Origin of the sequence: Curtobacterium sp. P97 (assembly GCF_023712445.1) — a bacterium.
Lineage (GTDB): Bacteria > Actinomycetota > Actinomycetes > Actinomycetales > Microbacteriaceae > Curtobacterium.
Window position 1 is genome coordinate 63,522 of record NZ_JAMAYF010000002.1, and the last position, 19,808, is coordinate 83,329.

The 19,808-nt window shown below is 72.3% G+C and carries 19 protein-coding genes; 17 read left to right on the forward strand and 2 right to left on the reverse strand.

The genetic code is table 11. From position 1 onward, the window contains the following. Positions 1-7 precede the first annotated feature (7 nt). The 5 genes from M3677_RS02190 to M3677_RS02210 all read left to right on the forward strand — a co-directional run bounded on the left by M3677_RS02190 (position 8) and on the right by M3677_RS02210 (position 4,667). Complete coding sequence (locus tag M3677_RS02190) at positions 8-364, forward strand: Lsr2 family protein (RefSeq protein WP_066654821.1); 357 nt, start codon at positions 8-10, stop codon at positions 362-364. A gap of 153 nt (positions 365-517) precedes the next feature. After that, positions 518-871 (forward strand): YraN family protein, encoded by a 354-nt coding sequence (locus M3677_RS02195; RefSeq protein ID WP_066654820.1) that lies wholly within the window; start codon positions 518-520, stop codon positions 869-871. Continuing rightward, entirely contained in the window at positions 868-2,388 is a 1,521-nt protein-coding gene (locus M3677_RS02200) for a YifB family Mg chelatase-like AAA ATPase (protein WP_251159683.1), read from the forward strand. Before M3677_RS02195 ends, M3677_RS02200 begins: the two co-directional genes overlap by 4 nt. Continuing rightward, entirely contained in the window at positions 2,385-3,635 is a 1,251-nt protein-coding gene (gene dprA / locus M3677_RS02205) for a DNA-processing protein DprA (RefSeq protein ID WP_251159684.1), read from the forward strand. Before M3677_RS02200 ends, dprA begins: the two co-directional genes overlap by 4 nt. A gap of 27 nt (positions 3,636-3,662) precedes the next feature. Next, positions 3,663-4,667, forward strand: coding sequence for a tyrosine recombinase XerC (locus tag M3677_RS02210; RefSeq protein ID WP_251159685.1), 1,005 nt, complete (start codon positions 3,663-3,665; stop codon positions 4,665-4,667). 72 nt (positions 4,668-4,739) lie between these two features. Here the strand turns inward: M3677_RS02210 and M3677_RS02215 are convergent, their stop codons facing one another. After that, entirely contained in the window at positions 4,740-5,366 is a 627-nt protein-coding gene (locus M3677_RS02215) for a peptidoglycan DD-metalloendopeptidase family protein (RefSeq protein WP_251159686.1), read from the reverse strand. Positions 5,367-5,754: 388 nt separating this feature from the next. Here M3677_RS02215 and M3677_RS02220 point away from each other — a divergent pair, with 388 nt between their 5' ends. The 10 genes from M3677_RS02220 to M3677_RS02265 all read left to right on the forward strand — a co-directional run bounded on the left by M3677_RS02220 (position 5,755) and on the right by M3677_RS02265 (position 14,643). After that, complete coding sequence (locus tag M3677_RS02220) at positions 5,755-7,194, forward strand: sugar porter family MFS transporter (RefSeq protein ID WP_066654813.1); 1,440 nt, start codon at positions 5,755-5,757, stop codon at positions 7,192-7,194. A 440-nt stretch (positions 7,195-7,634) separates the two neighbouring features. Then, positions 7,635-8,543 (forward strand): 30S ribosomal protein S2, encoded by a 909-nt coding sequence (rpsB, locus tag M3677_RS02225; protein ID WP_066654811.1) that lies wholly within the window; start codon positions 7,635-7,637, stop codon positions 8,541-8,543. Between the two features lie 80 nt (positions 8,544-8,623). After that, positions 8,624-9,451, forward strand: coding sequence for a translation elongation factor Ts (gene tsf / locus M3677_RS02230; protein WP_066654809.1), 828 nt, complete (start codon positions 8,624-8,626; stop codon positions 9,449-9,451). Positions 9,452-9,606: 155 nt separating this feature from the next. Further along, entirely contained in the window at positions 9,607-10,326 is a 720-nt protein-coding gene (gene pyrH, locus M3677_RS02235; protein ID WP_058729969.1) for a UMP kinase, read from the forward strand. A 45-nt stretch (positions 10,327-10,371) separates the two neighbouring features. Beyond that, positions 10,372-10,926, forward strand: coding sequence for a ribosome recycling factor (frr, locus tag M3677_RS02240; protein ID WP_066654807.1), 555 nt, complete (start codon positions 10,372-10,374; stop codon positions 10,924-10,926). Then, entirely contained in the window at positions 10,926-11,936 is a 1,011-nt protein-coding gene (locus M3677_RS02245; protein WP_209682237.1) for a phosphatidate cytidylyltransferase, read from the forward strand. Before frr ends, M3677_RS02245 begins: the two co-directional genes overlap by 1 nt. A 72-nt stretch (positions 11,937-12,008) precedes the next feature. Further along, on the forward strand, positions 12,009-12,557 hold the full coding sequence (locus tag M3677_RS02250) for a DivIVA domain-containing protein (protein ID WP_200884098.1): 549 nt from the start codon (positions 12,009-12,011) through the stop codon (positions 12,555-12,557). 60 nt (positions 12,558-12,617) lie between these two features. After that, entirely contained in the window at positions 12,618-13,598 is a 981-nt protein-coding gene (locus tag M3677_RS02255; protein WP_251159687.1) for a transglycosylase SLT domain-containing protein, read from the forward strand. A 14-nt stretch (positions 13,599-13,612) separates the two neighbouring features. Continuing rightward, positions 13,613-13,918: a hypothetical protein gene (locus M3677_RS02260; RefSeq protein ID WP_251159688.1), complete on the forward strand. Its 306-nt coding sequence runs from the start codon at positions 13,613-13,615 to the stop codon at positions 13,916-13,918. Continuing rightward, positions 13,915-14,643 (forward strand): alpha/beta hydrolase, encoded by a 729-nt coding sequence (locus M3677_RS02265; protein ID WP_209682241.1) that lies wholly within the window; start codon positions 13,915-13,917, stop codon positions 14,641-14,643. Before M3677_RS02260 ends, M3677_RS02265 begins: the two co-directional genes overlap by 4 nt. A gap of 177 nt (positions 14,644-14,820) precedes the next feature. On the opposite strand, the gene M3677_RS02270 is transcribed toward M3677_RS02265, so the two are convergent. Next, a complete protein-coding gene (locus M3677_RS02270; RefSeq protein ID WP_066654799.1) occupies positions 14,821-16,668 on the reverse strand; it encodes a hypothetical protein in 1,848 nt (615 codons plus the stop codon). Between the two features lie 185 nt (positions 16,669-16,853). On the opposite strand from M3677_RS02270, the gene M3677_RS02275 reads away from it, so the two are divergent. Together M3677_RS02275 and M3677_RS02280 are read left to right on the forward strand one after the other, a co-directional pair. Beyond that, positions 16,854-18,593, forward strand: a complete 1,740-nt coding sequence (locus tag M3677_RS02275) for a hypothetical protein (protein ID WP_066654797.1) — start codon at positions 16,854-16,856, stop codon at positions 18,591-18,593. Next, a complete protein-coding gene (locus tag M3677_RS02280; RefSeq protein ID WP_251159689.1) occupies positions 18,590-19,624 on the forward strand; it encodes a tetratricopeptide repeat protein in 1,035 nt (344 codons plus the stop codon). The genes M3677_RS02275 and M3677_RS02280 overlap by 4 nt, the downstream gene beginning before the upstream one ends. Positions 19,625-19,808 lie beyond the last annotated feature (184 nt).

Sequence of the window (19,808 nt, forward strand, 5' to 3'; positions counted from 1 at the left end):
GCACGACATGGCACAGAAGGTCACCGTCCAGCTCGTCGACGACCTCGACGATTCGCCCATCGCCGCCGGCGAAGGCCGCACCGTGGAATTCGCGTTCGACGGTTCGAACTACGAGATCGACCTGTCCGACGACAACGTGGACAAGTTCCGCGAAGCGATCTCGGACTACGTCGCAGCGGCACGGAAGGTCTCCGGTCGTCGTTCCGGTGGCAGCAGTGGTTCCGCGCCGAAGTCCGCACCCAAGCGCGGGAACTCCGAGGAACTCGCGAAGATCCGCGACTGGGCGAAGGAGAACGGTTACGAGGTCTCGAGCCGCGGCCGTATCTCGACCCAGGTGCAGGAAGCGTACGCAGCCGCGCACTGACGCACGACCTCACGAGACCCCGGATGTCCTGACGACATCCGGGGTCTCGTCATTCCTGCACAACATTTCCATCACGAGTGCTCATCCACAGTTCCGCCATCCGACCGACGGCGCCGGTTGCATTGCCGCATCGTCGTCGGTGGAGGCAACGACATGGAACGACGAACACTGGGGCAGTACGGCGAGGACCGCGCGGTGGAATGGCTCACGGCGCGCGGGTACCGATTGGTGGAACGGAACTGGCGGTGCGCACGCGGCGAGGTCGACGTGGTCGCCTGGCACGGGCGGACACTCGTGTTCATCGAGGTCAAGACGCGAGCGGGCACGGCGACCGGGCACCCGTTCGAGGCGATCACCACGGCGAAGACCGCGCGCCTCCGACGGCTGGTGCCGATGTGGTTCGCGGCGCATCCCGACACGCACGCCCCGGCGGTCCGTCTCGATGCGCTGGCGGTGCACGTGGCCGGTGACCGGCACGGCATCGAGCACCTGACGGGGATCCTGTGACCGGCATCGGTCGGTCCGCCGCGGTCGCCCTGCTCGGCGTGACCGGACGGCGGATCGAGGTCGAGGCGCACCTGACGAGCCAGCTGCCCGCCTTCAGCATCATCGGGCTGCCGGACACCTCGTTGGGCGAGGCCCGAGAGCGGGTCCGGGCCGCAGCGGCGAACGCGGGGGCGCCCCTGCCGGCCCGGCGGATCACGGTCAACCTGACGCCGGCGGCGATCCCGAAGCGCGGATCGGGCTTCGACCTGGCGATCGCCATGGCGGTGCTCGCCGGTGCGGACGTCGCGCCCTGCGTGAGCGAACGGGTCGTGTACATCGGGGAGCTCGGGCTCGACGGGCGACTCCGGCCCGTACCCGGGGTCGTGCCGATGCTGCTCGCGGCACGGGACGCCGGAGCCGAGCGGGTGGTGCTCCCCACGGGGAACGCCGAGGAGGCCCGGTTCGTGCGCGGTGTGGACGTCCGCGCCGTGGACTCGCTCCGTGCCGCCGCGATCGACGCCGGGGCGCTCCTCCCGCCGGTCGAGGTCGACCCGGTCGCCGCGCCGCCGGTCCTCCCCGAGCGATCACCCGTCGCCGAGCTGGCCGAGGTCGTGGGCAACCCCACCGGCGTCCGTGCCCTCGTCGCGGCGGCCGCCGGCGGACACCACGCCCTGCTCGTGGGACCGCCGGGCGCCGGCAAGACGATGCTCGCGGAACGGCTGCCGGGCCTGCTGCCGGACCTCGACGACGACGCGGCGCTCGAGGTCGCGGCGGTGCGGTCGGTCGCCGGGCACGGGGTCGCATCGTGGACCACGAGACCTCCGTGGGAGGCCCCGCACCACTCGGCGTCCGCGGTGTCCCTCATCGGTGGCGGCTCCGGCACGGTCCGACCGGGCGCCGTCTCGCGCGCGACTCAGGGCGTGCTGTTCCTCGACGAGGCCCCGGAGTTCCCGCGCGCGGTGCTCGACGCGCTGCGACAGCCCCTGGAGTCCGGACGGATCACGGTGCACCGGGCCGCCGGCGCCGCCGAGTTCCCCGCACGCTGTCAGGTCGTGCTCGCGGCGAACCCGTGTCCGTGCGGCAACGCCGGCTCGATGCGGCAACCGTGCGAGTGCGCGCCGGCCACCGTCCGCCGGTACCTCGGCCGCATGTCCGGGCCGTTGCTCGACCGCATCGACATCCGGGTGCGCGTGCCGCGGGTGACCACCGGCCTGATCCGCGGTGAGGACGGCACGACGCCCAGCACGGCGCAGGCTCGAGCGACCGTCGAGGCGGCACGCCACTCGATGCGCACCAGGCTCGTCGGTACGGGGTGGACCCGGAACGCCGAGGTGTCGGGGGCGTGGCTCCGCGGCCCCGGGCGGGTGGACCGGCGGGCGACGACGGCGCTCGACCAGGCGCTCGACCTCGGCACGCTGACGATGCGCGGCTGGGACCGGACGATGCGCCTCGCCTGGACGCTCGCGGACCTGCAGGGGGACGACCGGCCGGGCGAACGGCACGTGCGCGAGGCCCTCGCCCTCCGGAGTGCGCTGTGACCGGGGCGCCCGACCTGCTCGAGACGGTCGCGGTGCTCCTCGGTCGGGCTGGGGCCGACGCGGTGGACCCGGTGGAGGCAGCGGCGCGCGTGGCGTGGTCGGCCGTCGTGGAGCCGGGGGACGCGGTGGCGGGGATGCTCGTCCAGGGACTCGGGGCCGAGCGCTCGTTCGCGCTCGTCCGGTCGGCGTGCGACGACGGACCCGTTGGCCTGCTCGACTCCTGCATCGACCGGGGTGTCCCGGGGGCTGAGTCCCCGGCACCCTTCGCCCGCACGCTGCGGGTCGCCCTCGAGCGCTGGCGCCCACGGCTCGCCCGGGTCGACGTGCTGACGACGCTCGAGGCCGCGCGCGCGGTCGGTGCGCGGCTCGTCGTGCCGGGCACGGCCGGGTGGCCCACCGGCGTCGACGACCTCGGGCCGCACGCGCCCGTCGTGCTCTGGACGCGGTCGGGGCGTCGGGCCTCCGGTCCTGCCCTGGCCGTCGTCGGTTCGCGGGCGAACACCGTCGCAGGGGCCGAGGCGACCGCGGAGATCGCCTCGGCGGCCGCCGACGCCGGGTGCACGGTGGTGAGCGGTGGGGCCTACGGCATCGACGCGACCGCGCACCGGGTCGCGGTCGCGGCGGGCACGCCGACGGTGGCGGTCCTGGCCGGCGGGATCGACCAGCTCTACCCGACGGGCAACGTCGAACTGCTGCGGAACGTCGCACGGCAGGGCAGCCTGCTGGCCGAGTCCCCGCCGGGTACCCGGCCGACACGGTGGCGGTTCCTCGCACGGAACCGACTGATCGCGGCGCTGGGTGCGGCGACCGTCGTGGTCGAGGCCGGGGCCCGCTCGGGCGCGTTGAACACGGCGCACCACGCTGCGCAGCTCGGCCGACCCGTGTTCGCCGTCCCGGGGGCGTTCTCGTCGTCGGCGTCGGTCGGGTGCCACCGTCTCGTGGCGCAGGGGCGTGCTCAGATCGTCGTGGGTCCGGGCGACCCCGTCGAGGCCGTCGTCGGACGACGCGGATCCGGGCGAGGACACCCGTCGAGGGACGGTGGGCCGACGTGCGCCGACGAGCCGATCGGTGGTCGGCAGGACCCCGAGGTGGTCCGGGTCCTGGACGCATTGGGACGGCGGGCGCTCGGCGAGCAGGAGATCGCCGTGCGCTCGGGCATGGCGGCGGGTGCGGTGGCGGACGCGCTCGCGCTGGCCGAACTGCAGGGGCTCGTCACGCACACCGTCGGCGGGTGGACCAGGTCGTGACGGCGCCGGACGCTTACCCTGGGGCCCGTGGCGGAGCAGACGGACGGGCGACTCGTGGCGGCGGTGGAGTCGTTCCTCGACCACGTCCGTGGCGCCCGGGGCCTGAGCGACCAGACCGTCCGTGCCTACGCGAACGACCTCGACCAGCTGGTGCAGTTCGCCGACGAGCGGCGGATCGCCGCCACCGCGGACCTCGGTCTCGAGGTGCTCCGCGACTGGCTGTGGGAAGCGGACCGACGCGGGCTCGCCCGGTCCACGATCGCGCGCCGGTCGTCGTCGGTGCGGGCGTTCACCCGCTGGGCCAGCGAGACCGGTCTGCTCGACACCGACCCCGGCGCCCGGCTGCGCGCGCCGAAGGGGGCGGGGCACCTGCCGCGCGTCGTGTCGACCGACCAGGTCCGGACGGTGCTCGACGGACTCGCGGCTCGGGCGGACACGGACGACCCTGCTGCGCTCCGCGACCTGGCGGTCGTCGAACTGCTCTACGCCGCGGCGATCCGGGTGAGCGAGCTCGTCGGCATCGGCGTCGAGGACGTCGACCGAGACCGCCTGACCGTGCGAGTGCTCGGCAAGGGCGGCAAGGAACGGGTGGTGCCGTTCGGCGTGCCCGCAAGGGACGCGCTCGAGGCCTGGCTCGGACGGGGTCGCCCGGTCCTCGCTGCGCGCGCTGCCGAGCGGTCACCGGCCCCCGCCCGGCAGTCGGACACCTCCCCGCAGCCGGACCCCTCCGAGCAGCAGGTGCAGCGCTCCGGCGGGCCCGCGCTCTTCCTCGGCGACCGGGGTGGCCGACTCGGGGTCCGCAGCGTGTACCGGGTGGTCGCTCGAGCGCTCGGAGACCTGCCGGGCGCGGGTCCGAGCGGGCCGCACACCTTCCGGCACACCGCGGCGACGCACCTGCTCGACGGGGGAGCGGACCTCCGGGCCGTGCAGGAGCTCCTCGGGCACGCGAGCCTCGGGACGACGCAGATCTACACGCACGTCTCGTCCGCCCGGCTCCGGGAGGTCTACCGAACGGCGCACCCCCGCGCTTGACGGCGAACGGCCGGGCGGGAGTCCCGACGCCGTTCCGCCGCACGGCCTCGCTGCCTCGCGGCCTCCGGCACGTCACCCCGGCCACGCTGACTCCGGGAGCAGGACCGGCCAGGCAGCCGGCGACAGGAACCGCAGCGGATCGACGTAGCGACCCTCGACCCGTGCGCCGAGGTGCAGGCACGGATCGGCGGCGGGACAGTGTCCGACCGTGACGACACCGACCACCATCCCCTGCTGGACGGCGTCGCCCGTCGCCACCGAGGGTTCGACGGAGTCCAGCGTGCTCACGAGGCCCTCCCCGTGGTCGATCGTCACGACGCCCCTGCCGGCGACCTGCCCGGCGAACGACACCGTGCCGTCCGCCACCGCGACCGCAGGGGTACCGACGGACGTTGCCAGGTCGATGCCGCGGTGCCCGGGCGCGTAGTCGTCCGCGGGTGCCTCGATCGGTCGGACCACCTCGCGCGTGCCCGTCGGCCAGACCCACGGCGCCGGAGCGACGTCCTCGCTCGCCACGATCGTTCCGGCCGACCGGTCAGCCTCGTCGGACGTCGCCGGGTGCCCCGACAGGAACGCACTCGCGAGCGCGACCACGAGCGCGACCACGAGCGGACCCGCGAGTGCGACCAGGAGTGCGACCGCGAGGACGAGGAGCCCACCCGGCCGCCCGGGCCGAGGGAGGAGCGGTGACCGTCTCATGTGACGAGGGTCGTCGAGACGCACCCGGGCACGGGCGGCGGCAGGCCGGTCTGGGGACGGTGCCCGCTGCCTCCAGGGCTGTGCAGGGACGGCTGTCGGACGGCGCCGCGCCGCACCACGTCCCCTCGCGGTACCGGCTGCGACACGACACGCGTCGATCGACGCGTGCAACGTCGGCGAACCCGTGCGATCCACGGCGACCCCAGAACGCGTCCAACCCCGCATGCCGCGCCGCGCCGCGCCCCCGCTGCGCCCCGATGTGCCCCGCGAGCCGCCAGCGAGTACAGTCGGGGCCGCTCCGGAACACGCAACGCCGCTCGGACGGCGAACCAGCCGACCGCCGGGGCACCGTGCGCCACCCAGCACGGCGGCAAGAACCTGGAGCACCGTGTCGAACACGTCCACCCAGCACGGCGAGGACCGTGCGTTCAAGGGGAAGGTCACCCTGTTCGCCATCGCGGCGGCAGTCGGCGGCTTCCTCTTCGGATTCGACTCCTCCGTCATCAACGGAGCCGTCGACGCGATCAAGGGCGAGTTCGGCCTGTCCGAGGCCGCCAGCGGCTTCGCGGTCGCCTCCGCGCTCATCGGCTGTGCCTTCGGTGCCTACTTCGCCGGTCGCCTGGCCGACCGCTGGGGCCGGACGCGCGTCATGTTCTGGGCAGCGGTGCTGTTCTTCGTCAGCTCGATCGGCTCCGCCTTCGCGTTCGCGACCTGGGACCTCGTCATCTGGCGTCTCGTCGGTGGCCTCGGCATCGGTACCGCGTCGGTGATCGCCCCCGCGTACATCTCCGAGGTCTCCCCGAAGGCGATCCGCGGCCGACTGGCGTCCTTCCAGCAGCTCGCCATCACGCTCGGCATCTTCGCCGCCCTGCTCTCCGACCAGCTCTTCGCGGTGACCGCCGGTGGCGCCTCGGAGCAGGTCCTCGGCCTCGCCGCCTGGCGATGGATGTTCCTCGTCGGTGTCGTGCCGTCCGTCGTCTACGGCGTGCTCGCGATCACCCTGCCGGAGTCCCCGCGCTTCCTGCTCTCGAAGGGCCGTGCCGACGACGCCCGTGAGGTCATGGGCAAGATCGTCCCGCGTGACACCGTGAACACGAGCCTGGAGGAGATCCAGGACGGCATCAAGAAGGAGGCCAACGAGAAGAAGGGCTCCATCCGGGGCAACCGCTTCGGCCTGCAGCCCATCGTCTGGGTCGGCATCATCCTCGCCGTGCTGCAGCAGTTCGTCGGCATCAACGTGATCTTCTACTACTCGACGACCCTCTGGCAGGCGGTCGGGTTCAAGGAGAGCGACTCGTTCCTCATCTCGACGATCACGTCGATCGTCAACGTCGCCGTCACGTTCATCGCGATCTTCACCGTGGACAAGCTCGGCCGGAAGCCGCTGCTCGTGGCGGGCTCGTCGGGCATGTTCGTCTCGCTCACGATGGTCGCGATCGCGTTCTCGCAGGCCACGATCGTGGACGGCGCGCCGAGCCTGCCCGGCTCCTGGGGCATCATCGCGCTGATCTTCGCGAACCTGTTCGTGGTCTCCTTCGGCGCCACCTGGGGTCCGCTCATGTGGGTCCTGCTCGGCGAGATGTTCCCGAACCGCATCCGCGCGACCGCGCTCGGCGTCGGCTCGGCCGCCAACTGGATCGCGAACTTCGTGGTCACGATCTCGTTCCCGGTGCTCTCCGGCTTCAACCTGACGGTGACCTACGGCATCTACGCCCTGTTCGCCCTGCTCTCGCTGTTCTTCGTCATCGCGAAGATCCCGGAGACGAAGGGCCGCTCCCTCGAGGAGATGGGCATCACGGCAGAGGGCGACACGGTGTCGGCGAAGTAGCGTCCACCGGCGTCACCACCTGACGGGAGGCGCGGTGCGGGTCGGACCCGCACCGCGCCTCCCGTGCGTCCCGGCTCCGTCGTGTCCCGGGCGCGGTCGTGTCCCGGGCACGGTCGTGTCCGGGCGCCGTCGTACCGGGCGCGGTCGTGTCCGGGCTCCGTCGTGTCCGGCGACGGCCTGGGCGTCCGGACCTGCTAGCATTACGACCGCAGCGCGCTCCGGCGCGCTGACTTCGCGCGTCCACAGTGCTCGTGCAACAGCAGTGCTCGTCCAACAGCAGTGCTCTCGCCACGACACGTTCCGCGGCCACCGGTCCTGCTCTCACGAGCGGGCGGCCGCGCGGACAGGGCGCCAGGGGTCACGGCCACCGGTCGCGACCGACACAACCGCAACCGTGCGCACGGCCGAACAGTCGTGTGCCGAGAACAAGGAGGGACGGCATGGCCGTCGTCACCATCCGCCAGCTGCTCGACAGCGGCGTCCACTTCGGACACCAGACCCGTCGGTGGAACCCGAAGGTGAAGCGCTTCATCCTCGCCGAGCGCTCGGGCATCCACATCATCGACCTGCAGCAGTCGCTGGCCTACATCGACCGCGCGTACGACTTCGTCAAGGAGACGGTCGCGCACGGTGGCACGATCCTCTTCGTGGGCACCAAGAAGCAGGCGCAGGGCTCCATCGCCGAGCAGGCGACCCGCGTCGGCCAGCCGTACGTCAACCAGCGTTGGCTCGGCGGTCTGCTCACGAACTTCCAGACGGTCTCCAAGCGCCTCGCGCGCATGAAGGAGCTCGAGGAGATCGACTTCGACGACACGACGAAGGGCTTCACCAAGAAGGAGCTCCTCATCAAGAAGCGCGAGCTGGACAAGCTCCACAAGACCCTCGGTGGTATCCGCAACCTCACGCGGACCCCGAGCGCGCTCTGGGTCGTCGACACCAAGAAGGAGCACCTCGCGATCGACGAGGCGCAGAAGCTCGGGATCCCGGTCATCGGCATCCTCGACACCAACTGCGACCCCGACGAGATCACCTACCCGATCCCGGGCAACGACGACGCGATCCGCTCCGTCGGTCTCCTGACCCGCATCGTCGCCGACGCCGCGGCCGAGGGCCTGAAGACCCGCCACAACGGCGGCGACGAGGAGACGGCCGAGCCGCTGGCCGAGTGGGAGCAGGAGCTCCTCTCCGGTGAGCAGGGTGGCGCGCAGGCCGCTCCGGCAGCCGAGGCCGCCCCCGCAGCCGAGGCTCCCGTCGAGGAGAACGACGCCGACGCGCAGGTCGCCGCGAAGGAGATCGGCGAGCCGATCGCCGACGAGGCCAAGAACGCCGAAGCCACCTCGGCCGAGTAGTCACCGGGGGCGCCGGGCCGGTCGGCTCGGCGCCCCTTCCCTCTCTCTCCACAACACCAGTCCAGAAAGGACTCCAGTCAATGGCCAACTACAGCCTTGCTGACGTGAAGAAGCTCCGTGAGGACCTCGGGGCCGGCATGATGGACGCGAAGAACGCGCTCGTCGAGGCCGACGGCGACTACGACAAGGCCGTCGAGCTGCTCCGCATCAAGGGCGCGAAGGCCGTCGCCAAGCGCGACGACCGTGCGACCTCCGAGGGTGTCGTCGTCGCGACGACCGAGGGTGGCGCCGCCACCGTCGTCGAGCTCGCGAGCGAGACCGACTTCGTCGCGAAGAACGAGAAGTTCACCACCCTCGCCGACAAGGTCGTGGCCGCGGTCGCCGCCGCCGGTGCGTCCGACGTCGAGGCCGGCAACGCCGCGCCGCTCGACGGCAAGACCGTCGCCGAGACGATCGACGAGGCCGCCGCCGCGCTGGGTGAGAAGCTCGCGCTGCGCACCGTCGTCCGTGTCGAGGGCGACGCCTTCGAGGTCTACCTGCACAAGACCAGCCAGGACCTGCCGCCGCAGATCGCCGTCGTCATCGCCTACGCGGGCTCCGACGCCGCCGAGGCGCGGTCGATCGCCCAGCACGTCGCGTTCGCGAACCCGACGTACCTGACCCGCGACGAGATCCCGGCCGAGGCCATCGAGAAGGAGCGCGCGACCGTCGAGGCGATCACGCGCGAGGAGGGCAAGCCGGAGGCCGCCCTGCCGAAGATCGTCGAGGGTCGCCTCAACGCGTACCGCAAGCAGGTCGCGCTCCTCGAGCAGGACTACGCGAAGGACAACAAGCTGTCCGTCGCGAAGGCCGCCGAGAACGCCGGTCTGACGATCCAGGGCTTCGCCCGCGTCAAGGTCGGCGCGTAACGAACCCGTGACGGGGCTCGGAACCACATCGGTTCCGGGCCCCGTTTTCTGCGCGCTGCGACACGCGCGGAGCCGGCCGGGAGGCACGACCTCCTCCGCCGGACCGGCTGCGGCCGGGTAGATTCCCACGAGACATTCGACGAAGGGTGCGCCACATGACGAACGAGAAGACCGGACGCCGCCGGGTCCTGCTGAAGCTGTCGGGGGAGGCGTTCGGGGCCGGGTCCCTCGGGGTGAACCCGGACGTCATCAGCACCATCGCCAAGGAGATCGCGCAGGCCGCGCAGGACGTCGAGGTGGCCATCGTGGTCGGCGGCGGCAACTTCTTCCGCGGTGCCGAGCTCTCGCAGCGCGGCATGGACCGCGGTCGTGCCGACTACATGGGCATGCTCGGCACCGTGATGAACGCGCTCGCGCTCCAGGACTTCCTGGAGCAGGCCGGAGCGGCGACCCGGGTGCAGTCCGCGATCAGCATGACCCAGGTCGCCGAGCCGTACATCCCGCGGCGCGCCGAGCGGCACCTCGAGAAGGGGCGCATCGTGATCTTCGGTGCCGGTGCGGGCCTGCCGTACTTCTCGACCGACACGGTCGCCGCCCAGCGTGCGCTCGAGATCGACGCGCACGAGGTCCTCGTGGCCAAGAACGGCGTGGACGGTGTGTACACCGCCGACCCGAAGAAGGACGCCACCGCCGAGAAGCTGCACCACGTCACGTACCAGGACGCCCTGCTGCAGGGCCTGAAGGTCGTCGACGCGACGGCGTTCTCGCTCTGCATGGACAACGGCATGCCGATGCACGTCTTCGGCATGGAGGGCGAGGGCAACGTCGCGGCCGCCATCCGCGGGGAACGCATCGGCACGGTCGTCAGCAACTGACCCGCACGCTGACTAGACTCGACGCAGTACCGAAGGAGAACCACCGTGATCAGTGATGTCCTGACCGAAGCCACCGAGAAGATGGCGAAGGCCGTCGACGTCGCCAAGGACGACTTCGCGACCGTCCGTACCGGACGCATCAACGCCGCCCTCTTCCAGAAGATCCCGGTCGACTACTACGGCACCCCGACGCCGCTCGCGCAGCTCGCGTCGCTCCAGACGCCCGAGGCACGCACGCTCATCGTCACGCCGTACGACAAGTCGGCCCTCAAGGAGATCGAACGCGCGATCGCGACGTTCCCGAACCTCGGCGCCAGCCCGTCGAACGACGGCGAGATCGTCCGCGTGACGATCCCCGAGCTCACGCAGGACCGCCGCAAGGAGTTCGTGAAGCTCGTGCGTGGCAAGGGTGAGGACCACAAGGTCGTCATCCGGAACATCCGTCGCCGCGCGAAGGACGACCTCGACGCGCTGAAGGGTGAGATCTCCGACGACGAGATCGCCCGCGGCGACAAGGACCTCGAGGCCCTGACGAAGAAGCACGTCGACCAGATCGACGACGCGCTGAAGAAGAAGGAAGCCGAACTCCTCGAGGTCTGATGCGTCTCCCCGAGCCGGGCGGCGACCGCCCCACAGAACCGCGCCCGACCGGAGCAGCCCCGACCACGAAGAAGGGGCTGCGACAGGACTTCGATGCCCGTGCCCGTGCGGCGCGCGCCGACTTCGAGGCGCAGCTCAAGCAGCGCAAGGCGGACTTCGGCGCGCGCAACGAGGCACTGACCGCCCGCACCGGCCGCAACCTGCCGGCCGCGATCGCCATCGCCCTGGCGTTCGCGGTCGTCATGCTGGGGTCACTCCTCATCTGGAAGCCGGCGTTCATGGTCGTCGCGGCCTTCCTGCTCGGGGTGGCCGTCTACGAGCTCGCGAGTGCGATGCGGTTCGCCGGGCGCGACGTGCCGCGCATCCCGAGCGTGGCCGCGGCCGTCGTCATGGTCCCGGCAGCGTTCCTCGGAGGGCAGGTCGCGGCGCTGTTCGCGATCCTCGGCGGCATTGTCCTCATCGCGGTCTGGCGGCTCGTCGAGGTCGCGATCGCGCGGGAGAAGCCGCCGGCCGGTCACGTCGCCCGCGACCTGACGAACGGCCTGTTCGTGCAGGCCTACATCACCCTGCTCGGTGCGTGCATCGTGCTGCTCTCGGCCCAGCCCCGCGGTGAGCTGTGGGTGATCGCCTTCATCCTGGTGGTCGTCGCCGTCGACACGGGTGCGTACGCCACCGGGCTCAACCTCGGCAAGCACCCGATGGCGCCGCGGATCAGCCCGAAGAAGACCTGGGAGGGCTTCGCGGGATCGGTCGCCGCGAGCATCCTGGTCGGCATCGTGGTGACCTGGCTCATGCTCGGTCTGCCCTGGTGGACCGGCATCGTCCTCGGTGTCCTCATCTCGGGCTCCGCCACGCTCGGGGACCTGACCGAGTCGATGATCAAGCGCGACCTCGGCATCAAGGACATCTCGTCGTTCCTGCCCGGGCACGGTGGGCTGCTCGACCGCATCGACAGCATCCTGCCGTCGGCGGCCGTGGCCTACGTGTTGTTCCTGGTGGTCGTCCACTGACCTGAGCGCCCGACGCCCTGTCGGACCGCGCGTCCAGGTGGCGCCATGGTCCGGTGCTGGCAGAATGTCGCCGTGGCCACGACCTTCCCCTCCGCAGACCGCAAGTCCCTCGGGTACGACGTCGACGAGGTCGAGCGGTTCCTCGAGGACGCCCGTCGTGCGTACACCGCGGGCGACACCGCTCCCGGCATCGAGGCGGCGAAGATCCGCAGGACCGCCTTCTCCATGCGCAAGGGCGGCTACTCCACGGCACACGTCGACGCCGCGCTCGAGCGCCTCGAGGACGCCTTCGCCGCTCGCGAGCGGGAGCGTGAGATCGCCGAGACGGGTCAGAAGGCCTGGTACGCCGAGGCCCGCGCCAAGGCGTCGGACGTCGTCGCGCGACTCGAGCGTCCCACCGGGCAGCGGTTCGCACGCACCAGCCCGCTCGGCACCGGCTACCACCCGAAGGACGTCGACGTCTTCGCGGAGCGGCTGGCGGGCTACTTCCGCGACGGCAAGCCGCTCAGCCTGACCGAGGTCCGGTCGGTGGTGTTCCGCCCGAAGCACGGCGGCTACCGCGAGGCGCAGGTGGACGCGCTGCTCGACGCGGTCGTCGAGGTCATGCTCGCCGTCCGCTGACGACGCGCGGGACACCGGTGCTTCTCTTCCCGTGACCGTTCCGTTATCCTGGACCCACTCATGGGCAGGCACACGGCAGACCTCAGCTCCGACCGCGGTACCCGCGAGCACCTCGACCGTCCGGTCGTCGGTGAGCGCCGCGCGGCACGCGACCGACTCCGCACGACGGGGCACTCGGTCCTCCACGCGACCCCGCGGGTCGAGACGGCAGCGCTGCCGTCGACACCGCTGGGCGCACCCGTGACGGCGCCGACCCCGGTCGCGACGTCCGCCGCACCGGAGACCGCTCCGGTCCTCGTCCGCGGACCGATCGCACCGACCGGTGCTGCAGACCCGCGCATCGTCCAGCAGCGACGCGCGGTCGCCGCACCGGCGAAGCCGAAGGCTGCCCGGACCCTCAACTCGTTCATGCGCGGACGCGCGACCATCCCGACGCTGTCGTTCTTCGCCGTCTTCGGCTTCGTCGGCGGCTCGCTGTTCAACCCGATGCAGCCCGACGTCGCCCAGGCCGCCGTCGTCGCCCCGGTGCTCGTCAAGGCGCCCGTGGAGCCGCAGCAGTTCACGGCACACGGCACGTACGCCGCGTTCGACGTGACGCGCGACGGCTACGGCGTCACGCTGCCGAAGCCCAAGGTCGAGGAGAAGCCGGCCGAAGCCACCGACGACCAGGCCGACCCGGCAGCGAAGAGCACGGCCGTCACGCCGTCGAACACGCTCGCGGCGACGGCCGCGACGCCGAACCCGGGCAGCGCGCAGGAGATCGCCCAGCAGATGGTCGCCGCACGCGGCTGGGGGAGCGAGCAGTTCAACTGCCTCGTGTCGCTGTGGAACAAGGAGTCGGGTTGGCGCGTCAACGCGTACAACCCGAGCGGTGCCTACGGCATCCCGCAGGCGCTGCCCGGCAGCAAGATGGCCACGGCCGGTGCGGACTGGCAGACGAACCCCGCGACGCAGATCACCTGGGGTCTCAACTACATCTCCGGCGTCTACGGCACCCCCTGCGGCGCGTGGGGCCACAGCCAGTCCTACAACTGGTACTGATCGGCAGTTCCGGGGTGCCGCGCAGCAACCGACCGCGGCGACCCCGTGGTCGTGGTCCCGAGCCGACCGAGGACGAGACCGGTCTCGACCGCCTCATGAGTTCGTGGAGGCGGACCGAGGTCCGTCGCGGTCGTACCTTCACCGTGCAACCGGTGTCCGCGGCGTCCGCACAGAAGGAGTACGTCTGTCCGGGCTGCGGCCTGGCCGTGCTGCCGGGTGTCGCGCACGTGGTGGTCTGGCGCGCGGACGGTGTGCTCGGGGACGACGCCGACCTGGCGTCCCGCCGACACTGGCACAACCACTGCTGGAGCATCGCATGAGCACCGAGATCCGCTCGAACACCGAGCTCCCCGCCCGACGTACCGACATCGAACTGGTGACGGACGACCACCTCACCCTCGTCGGCGAGCTCGCCGAGCCGCTCGACCGGCCTGCGCGGGGCACGCTCGTGACGCTCCACCCGCTGCCGACCGCGCACGGGTTCATGGACAGCCACGTGCTGAAGAAGGCTGCCTCGCGCCTGCCCGCGCTGGCCGACATCGCGGTGCTGCGGTTCAACTTCCGGTCGGTGACCTCGCCACGGGGCACGTCCGAGGGCGTCTTCGGTGACGGTGAGTCCGAGGGCTTCGACCTCCGCGCCGCCGTGCAGGAGACCGTCGCACGCGGACTGCCGACCCCGTGGCTCCTCGGCTGGTCGTTCGGCACCGAGGTCGTCCTCAAGCACGGCCTCGAACACGTCGCCGCGGGGAACGTCGCCGGCGTGGTGCTGCTGTCGCCCCCGCTGCACCGGACCTCGGACGACGAGCTCCGACGCTGGGCGGACGTGGACGTCCCGGTCGTCGCGCTGGTCCCGGAGCACGACGACTTCCTGCAGCCGGAGGACGCGGTCCGCCGCTTCGCCGTCGCGCCGAACGTGCGGGTCGTCCCCGTCGCGGGCGCGAAGCACCTGTGGGTCGGGGAACGGTACGTCCGCACGGTCCTCGACGCCGTCGCGGACCTCGTGGTCCCGGGCAGCGCGCCGCTGCCGACGCACCTCGACGACTGACCACACGGTCGGCGTCGCGACCGGGCTGACGCCACCGACCGGTCAGGGCCGGACGGCGACCGTGCCCCGCGAGCCGACCGTCCCGGGTGAGCGGGGAGCGTTACGGCTGGCGCGGGGGGACGCGACCCGGCCCGGAGGCGCGCGGTGCGCCTCCGGGCCGGGTCGCGGATGCCGTCCTCAGCGGGCGGTGGCGTCCTCGTCGAGGGCCTCGTCGTCCGCCGGCCGGCCGGCCGCCACGGGGGACTCGTCGAGGAGCCCGGTGGCGTGCGTGAGCACGCCGCGCAGGTTCTCCAGGTACCCGGCGACCGCGTCGCGCTCGGTGCGGATGGCGGCGAGCCGGTCCTCGGACTCGGCGATCGCCGCGGCCGACCGTTCCTCGGCCTCCGCGATCATCCGGTGGACTCGCTCCTGGGCGTCGCTGACGATGGTGCGTGCACGTTCCTGTGCCTGCGCGGTGCTCGTGCGCTCGAGGTCGTCGGCCTCCTGCTGCAGCCGCTCGGCGCGCTCCCGCGCCTCGGACGCGCGGCGGGTCGCCTCGGCGAGCTGCAGGTTGGCCTCGTCGAGGTACTTCTGCGTCTCGGCCACCGTCTCCTGGTGCTTCTGCAGGTAGTCCTGCTCGGCGTCGTCACGGCGGGCGGCGAGCTCGGACTCGAGCGCCGCGCGGGCCTCGTCGCGTTCCCGGGCGATCGCCGTGCGGACCTCGTCGCGTTCCTGCTGCAGGTCGGCGCGCACCGTGTCGACCTCCTGCTGCAGCGCCGTGCGCTCGGCCTCGAGGTCGGAGAGCTCGGCCGTGCGGCGGTCGGCGATCTCGGTGTCGACCTCGGCGTGCTCCCGCTCGCGGCGCGCAGCGAGCTCGTCGGCGTGCTCGCGAGCGGCGCGCTCGGCGGCGGCGTCGGCCTCGGCGCGCTCGCGTTCGAGGCGGGCGCGGTGCTCCTCGAGTTCCGCGGCGATGCGGGCAGCGGTCTCCTCCACCAGGCGTGCGTTCTCGGCCCGGGTCTGCTCCTCGTCGACACGGAGCTGCGCACGGGCGGCCTCGAGCTCCTGGTCGAGGGCGGTGCGGGCCTCGGCTGCCTCGCGCTCCCAGCGTGCGCGGGCGGCACCGAGTTCGGCGTCGAGCTCACGACGACGGTCGCTGGTCTCCGCCTCGAGTGCGGCCCGGCCGCGCTCGACCTCGGACTCGAGCTCGGCCCGGCCGGTCTCGAGCGCGAGCTCGTGCGCTCGGCGCTGCTCGTCGCGCTCGCGCTGCCAGGCAGCGCGGCCCTCGGCGACCTCGCGCTCGAGGGCGGCGCGCCGCGTGGTCTCCTCGCGGTCGAGGTCCGCGGTGCGCCGGGCGTGGTCGGCCTCGAACACACTGCGTCGGTGCTCGGTCTCACGGTCGAGGTCGGCAGCGGCGCGACGGGCGTCCTCGGCCGCGCGCTGCGCGTCCTCGCGCAGCTCGGCGACCTCGCGCTCGACACGGGCACGCAGGGCATCGGTCTCGCGGATGGCGACCGAGCGGACCTCGGCGGCCTCGGTGACGGCTGCACCCCGGACGGCGGCGGCCTCGTTGCGGGCGTCCTGGGTCAGCAGGCCGGCCTCGGCACGGGCACGCTCGATCGTGTCGGACGACTCGGCCCGGGCGCGGGTGAGCTCGTCGGTCGCACGGGAGCGGGCGTCCTCGAGGGTCTCCGACGCCTCCTGCCGGGCTTCGCGGAGCAGACGCTCGGCCTCGTGCCGACTCGATGCGCGGAGCCGCTGGGCGTCGATGTCCGCCTGGCTGATGAGCCGTGTCGACTGCTCTTCGGCCACGCGCAGGGTGGACTCGAGGCGGGTGCCGAGCCCGCTGTAGGTCGGGGTGCCGGCCTCGTCGAGCTCGCCCTGCAGGTCCGCGACACGCGCCTGCAGGAGACGGATCTCCTTGGCGGCCTCGGCGCGGTCGGTGTTCGACTTGATGAGTTCGCGGCGGAGCTCGTTCACCGAGCGGTCCACCTCGTCGCGGCGGTACCCGCGCAGCTCGGTCCCGAACTCGGCCTCGTCGTTCGCCACGTGTTGCTCCTGGGGGTCGGCGGAGGGCCAGCCCTTGGCCCGCGGACGAGTCTAGTGGCGGCCCACCGGCGCCGACTGAGCCCGTGGACAGCGGTGGGGGATGCGATGTCCAGGGTGCCTCGCTATCCTGGAGCGCTGATTCGCGCGCCGATCCCCCCACCCCCGGCGCGGTAGGGAGAAGATCCGTGCGATTCGTCCTGGCGATCGTCAGTTTCGTCATCGGTCTGCTGCTCGTCGGTCTCGCGGTCGGGCAGCGCACCGTGTTCGCGCCACCCTCGTCGCTCGTCGCAGAGTCCTCGAGCACGGCCTCGGCCCCGGTGACCGTGATCCCGGGGTCGACGCTCAACGCGAACCCCGGGTACCAGCGCATCGACGTCTCGGGTTCCGGGACGGTGTTCGCGGCCTACGGCAGGACCGCCGACGTCGACGCGTGGATCGGTGACGCGAAGCACACCACCCTGCGCTTCGACGCCGAGCAGGACCGCCTGGTCGGCCGCACGACGGGATCGGCCGACTCCGTGCCGGACCCGAAGGGCAGCGACCTCTGGTACCAGGAGTGGGACGGTGCGGGACGGTTCACCGTCCGGTTGCCCGCCGACGTCTCGGTCGTGGTGCTGGCCGACGGGTCCGACGCCGCGCCGACCGACGTGTCGGTGACCTGGCCGCGGGACACCGCGACGCCCTCCGTCGGTCCGCTCCTCGTCGCGGGCGGACTCTTCCTGGTCGGTGGCGTCGCGCTGCTGGTCTGGGCGTTCCTGCACCAGCGTCGTGGTCGTGGTCCGCGTCGCCGCAGCGGTGGGTCGCGTCCGCCGCGCGTGCGGGCGTCGCGTCGTGCAGCCGCCGCGGGAGCACAGGTGCCGGTCCGCGGTCGTCGTGGCCGTCGTTCCCTGGTGGCCGTGCCGATCGTGCTCGTGGGGGCGCTCGGTCTCGCTGGCTGCTCGTCGGACTACTGGCCGCAGGGCGGTGGCTCCGGCGCCACCCCGACGCCGACCGCCTCGGCCACCGGCGCCGCGGACTCGACCGAACCGACCGCTGCGACCGAGCAGCAGATCCGCCGGATCGTCGAGCGGGTCGCCGAGGTCGCGTCGAAGGCCGATGCCGACCGTGACGCGACGCTGCTCGAGACCCGCTTCACCGGAGCCGCCCTCGACTTCCGCAAGGCGAACTACGCGATCCGTGAGAAGGACACCGACGTCGAGACGCCGCCTGCGATCTCGGCCGGTCAGGTCTGCGTGGCACTCCCGCAGCAGACCGACAGCTGGCCGCGCACGATCTTCACGGTCGTCGCCGAGGACTGCTCCGCGAAGACCGCTCCGCAGGCCCTCACCCTGGTGCAGGACAGCGCGCGCGACGACTACAAGGTCGCTTACGACGTGTCGCTCGAGGCCGCTGCGGAGATCCCGAGCCTGGCGCCGACGTCGATCGGTGCGGCACGGCTCGCCGGGGACACGAAGCTCCTGCGCATCGCGCCCGACGACATCGCGGCCGCGTACGGCGACGTGCTGGCGAAGGACTCCGACAGCGACTCCGCCTCGCTCTTCGCCTCCGACGGCGACGGTCTGCGCTCGACGATCGGCAAGGCGTACAAGGACAAGAAGGCCGAGTCGCTGCCGGACACCGCGAAGATCGAGTACTCGTCCGAGGTGCCCGACGACGGCGCCGTGGCGATCGCCACGGACGGTGCGGGCGCGCTCGTGTCGGCCTCGCTCGACGAGGTCGAGAAGGTGACCCCGACCGCGGCCGGCGCCGAGGTCAACACCGAGGGGGCGGTCAAGGCCCTCTCCGGCGTCGACTCGAGCACGAAGGGGATCAGCGCGACGTACAGCGTCCAGCTGCTGTTCTCCGTGCCGCCGGTCGGCAGTGATGAGAAGGTGGTCCTGCTCGGGTTCACGCAGGGCCTGACCGCAGCGAGTGAGGTGCAATGACCAACGTCCCCCCGACCCCGTCCGGTCTCCGCGGAGCCGTCGACCTGTCGTCCCTCGTCGACCGCGCTCAGCGGCCGACGCAGCAAGCGGGTGCTCCCGCCGGAGGCCCGGGCGCAGCCGCGGGCACCGGCGGCGCCGGCGCCGCTGCCGTGCCGGGCGGCGTCCCGGCGACCGGTGCCGGTCCCGATGCCGACCTGACCGTCCCGTCGCTCGTCATCGACGTCACCGACCAGAGCTTCCAGGACGTCCTGCAGCTCTCGTCCGTCGTCCCGGTGATCGTCGACATCTGGGCGGAGTGGTGCGGGCCGTGCAAGCAGCTCTCGCCGATCCTCGAGCAGCTGACCGCGGAGTACGACGGTCGCGTGGTGCTCGCCAAGGTCGACGCGGACACCAACCCGCAGCTCGTGCAGGCGTTCCAGGCGCAGTCGATCCCGACCGTCGCCGCCGTGATCGGTGGTCGGCCGCTCGGACTCTTCGTCGGCGCGCTGCCCGAGGCGCAGGTGCGCGACGTCTTCGAGCAGGTCGTCGCCGCTGCCGAGCAGAACGGCGTGACCGGTCGGGTCACCGTCGACGGCGCTGCCGAGACGGAGCCCCAGGGCGAGCCCGCTCCCGAGCCGCTGCCGCCGCACCACCAGGCAGCGTACGACGCCATCGAGCGGGGCGACTACGCCGCCGCCGTGCAGGAGTACAAGACCGCGATCGCGCAGGACCCGAACGACCAGATGGCCGTCGCCGGGCTCGCGCAGGTCTCGTTGCTCGACCGGTTGAACGGTCGCACGGCCGACGAGCTCCGCAGTGCCGCGGCCGCGGCGCCGCAGGACGTCGAGGCACAGATGGCCGTCGCCGACCTGGACGTCAGCGGAGGGCACGTCGAGGACGCCTTCGGGCGGCTGCTCGACCTGGTCCCGACGGTGTTCGGTGCGGACCGTGAGACGCTGCGCGTCCGGCTCGTCGAGTACTTCGAGCTGATCGGGGTGGACGACCCGCGTGTCGTCGCGGCACGCCGCCGTCTGGCGAGCGCACTGTACTGATCGACGCGCCACCGTCGGCCGGTACGAGACGCCGGCGTCAGTGCGAGACGCCGCAGGAACCACGAGACGCCCCCGGGAACGGGGGCGTCTCCTGTGTTCGGGGGCGTCTCGCTCGGCGTGCACCGCGGACGACACGGGCGGACGACGGACGGGAGGCCCGGTGCCAGCTGGCACCGGGCCTCCC

Excerpts from the sequence above, each read along its gene's own strand:
- M3677_RS02190 (WP_066654821.1), top strand. The coding sequence starts at position 8 with ATGGCACAGAAGGTCACCGTCCAGCTCGTCGACGACCTCGACGATTCG.
- M3677_RS02195 (WP_066654820.1), top strand. The coding sequence starts at position 518 with ATGGAACGACGAACACTGGGGCAGTACGGCGAGGACCGCGCGGTGGAA.
- M3677_RS02215 (WP_251159686.1), bottom strand. The coding sequence starts at position 5,366 with ATGAGACGGTCACCGCTCCTCCCTCGGCCCGGGCGGCCGGGTGGGCTC.
- rpsB (WP_066654811.1), top strand. The coding sequence starts at position 7,635 with ATGGCCGTCGTCACCATCCGCCAGCTGCTCGACAGCGGCGTCCACTTC.
- tsf (WP_066654809.1), top strand. The coding sequence starts at position 8,624 with ATGGCCAACTACAGCCTTGCTGACGTGAAGAAGCTCCGTGAGGACCTC.
- pyrH (WP_058729969.1), top strand. The coding sequence starts at position 9,607 with ATGACGAACGAGAAGACCGGACGCCGCCGGGTCCTGCTGAAGCTGTCG.
- M3677_RS02245 (WP_209682237.1), top strand. The coding sequence starts at position 10,926 with ATGCGTCTCCCCGAGCCGGGCGGCGACCGCCCCACAGAACCGCGCCCG.
- M3677_RS02255 (WP_251159687.1), top strand. The coding sequence starts at position 12,618 with ATGGGCAGGCACACGGCAGACCTCAGCTCCGACCGCGGTACCCGCGAG.
- M3677_RS02265 (WP_209682241.1), top strand. The coding sequence starts at position 13,915 with ATGAGCACCGAGATCCGCTCGAACACCGAGCTCCCCGCCCGACGTACC.
- M3677_RS02280 (WP_251159689.1), top strand. The coding sequence starts at position 18,590 with ATGACCAACGTCCCCCCGACCCCGTCCGGTCTCCGCGGAGCCGTCGAC.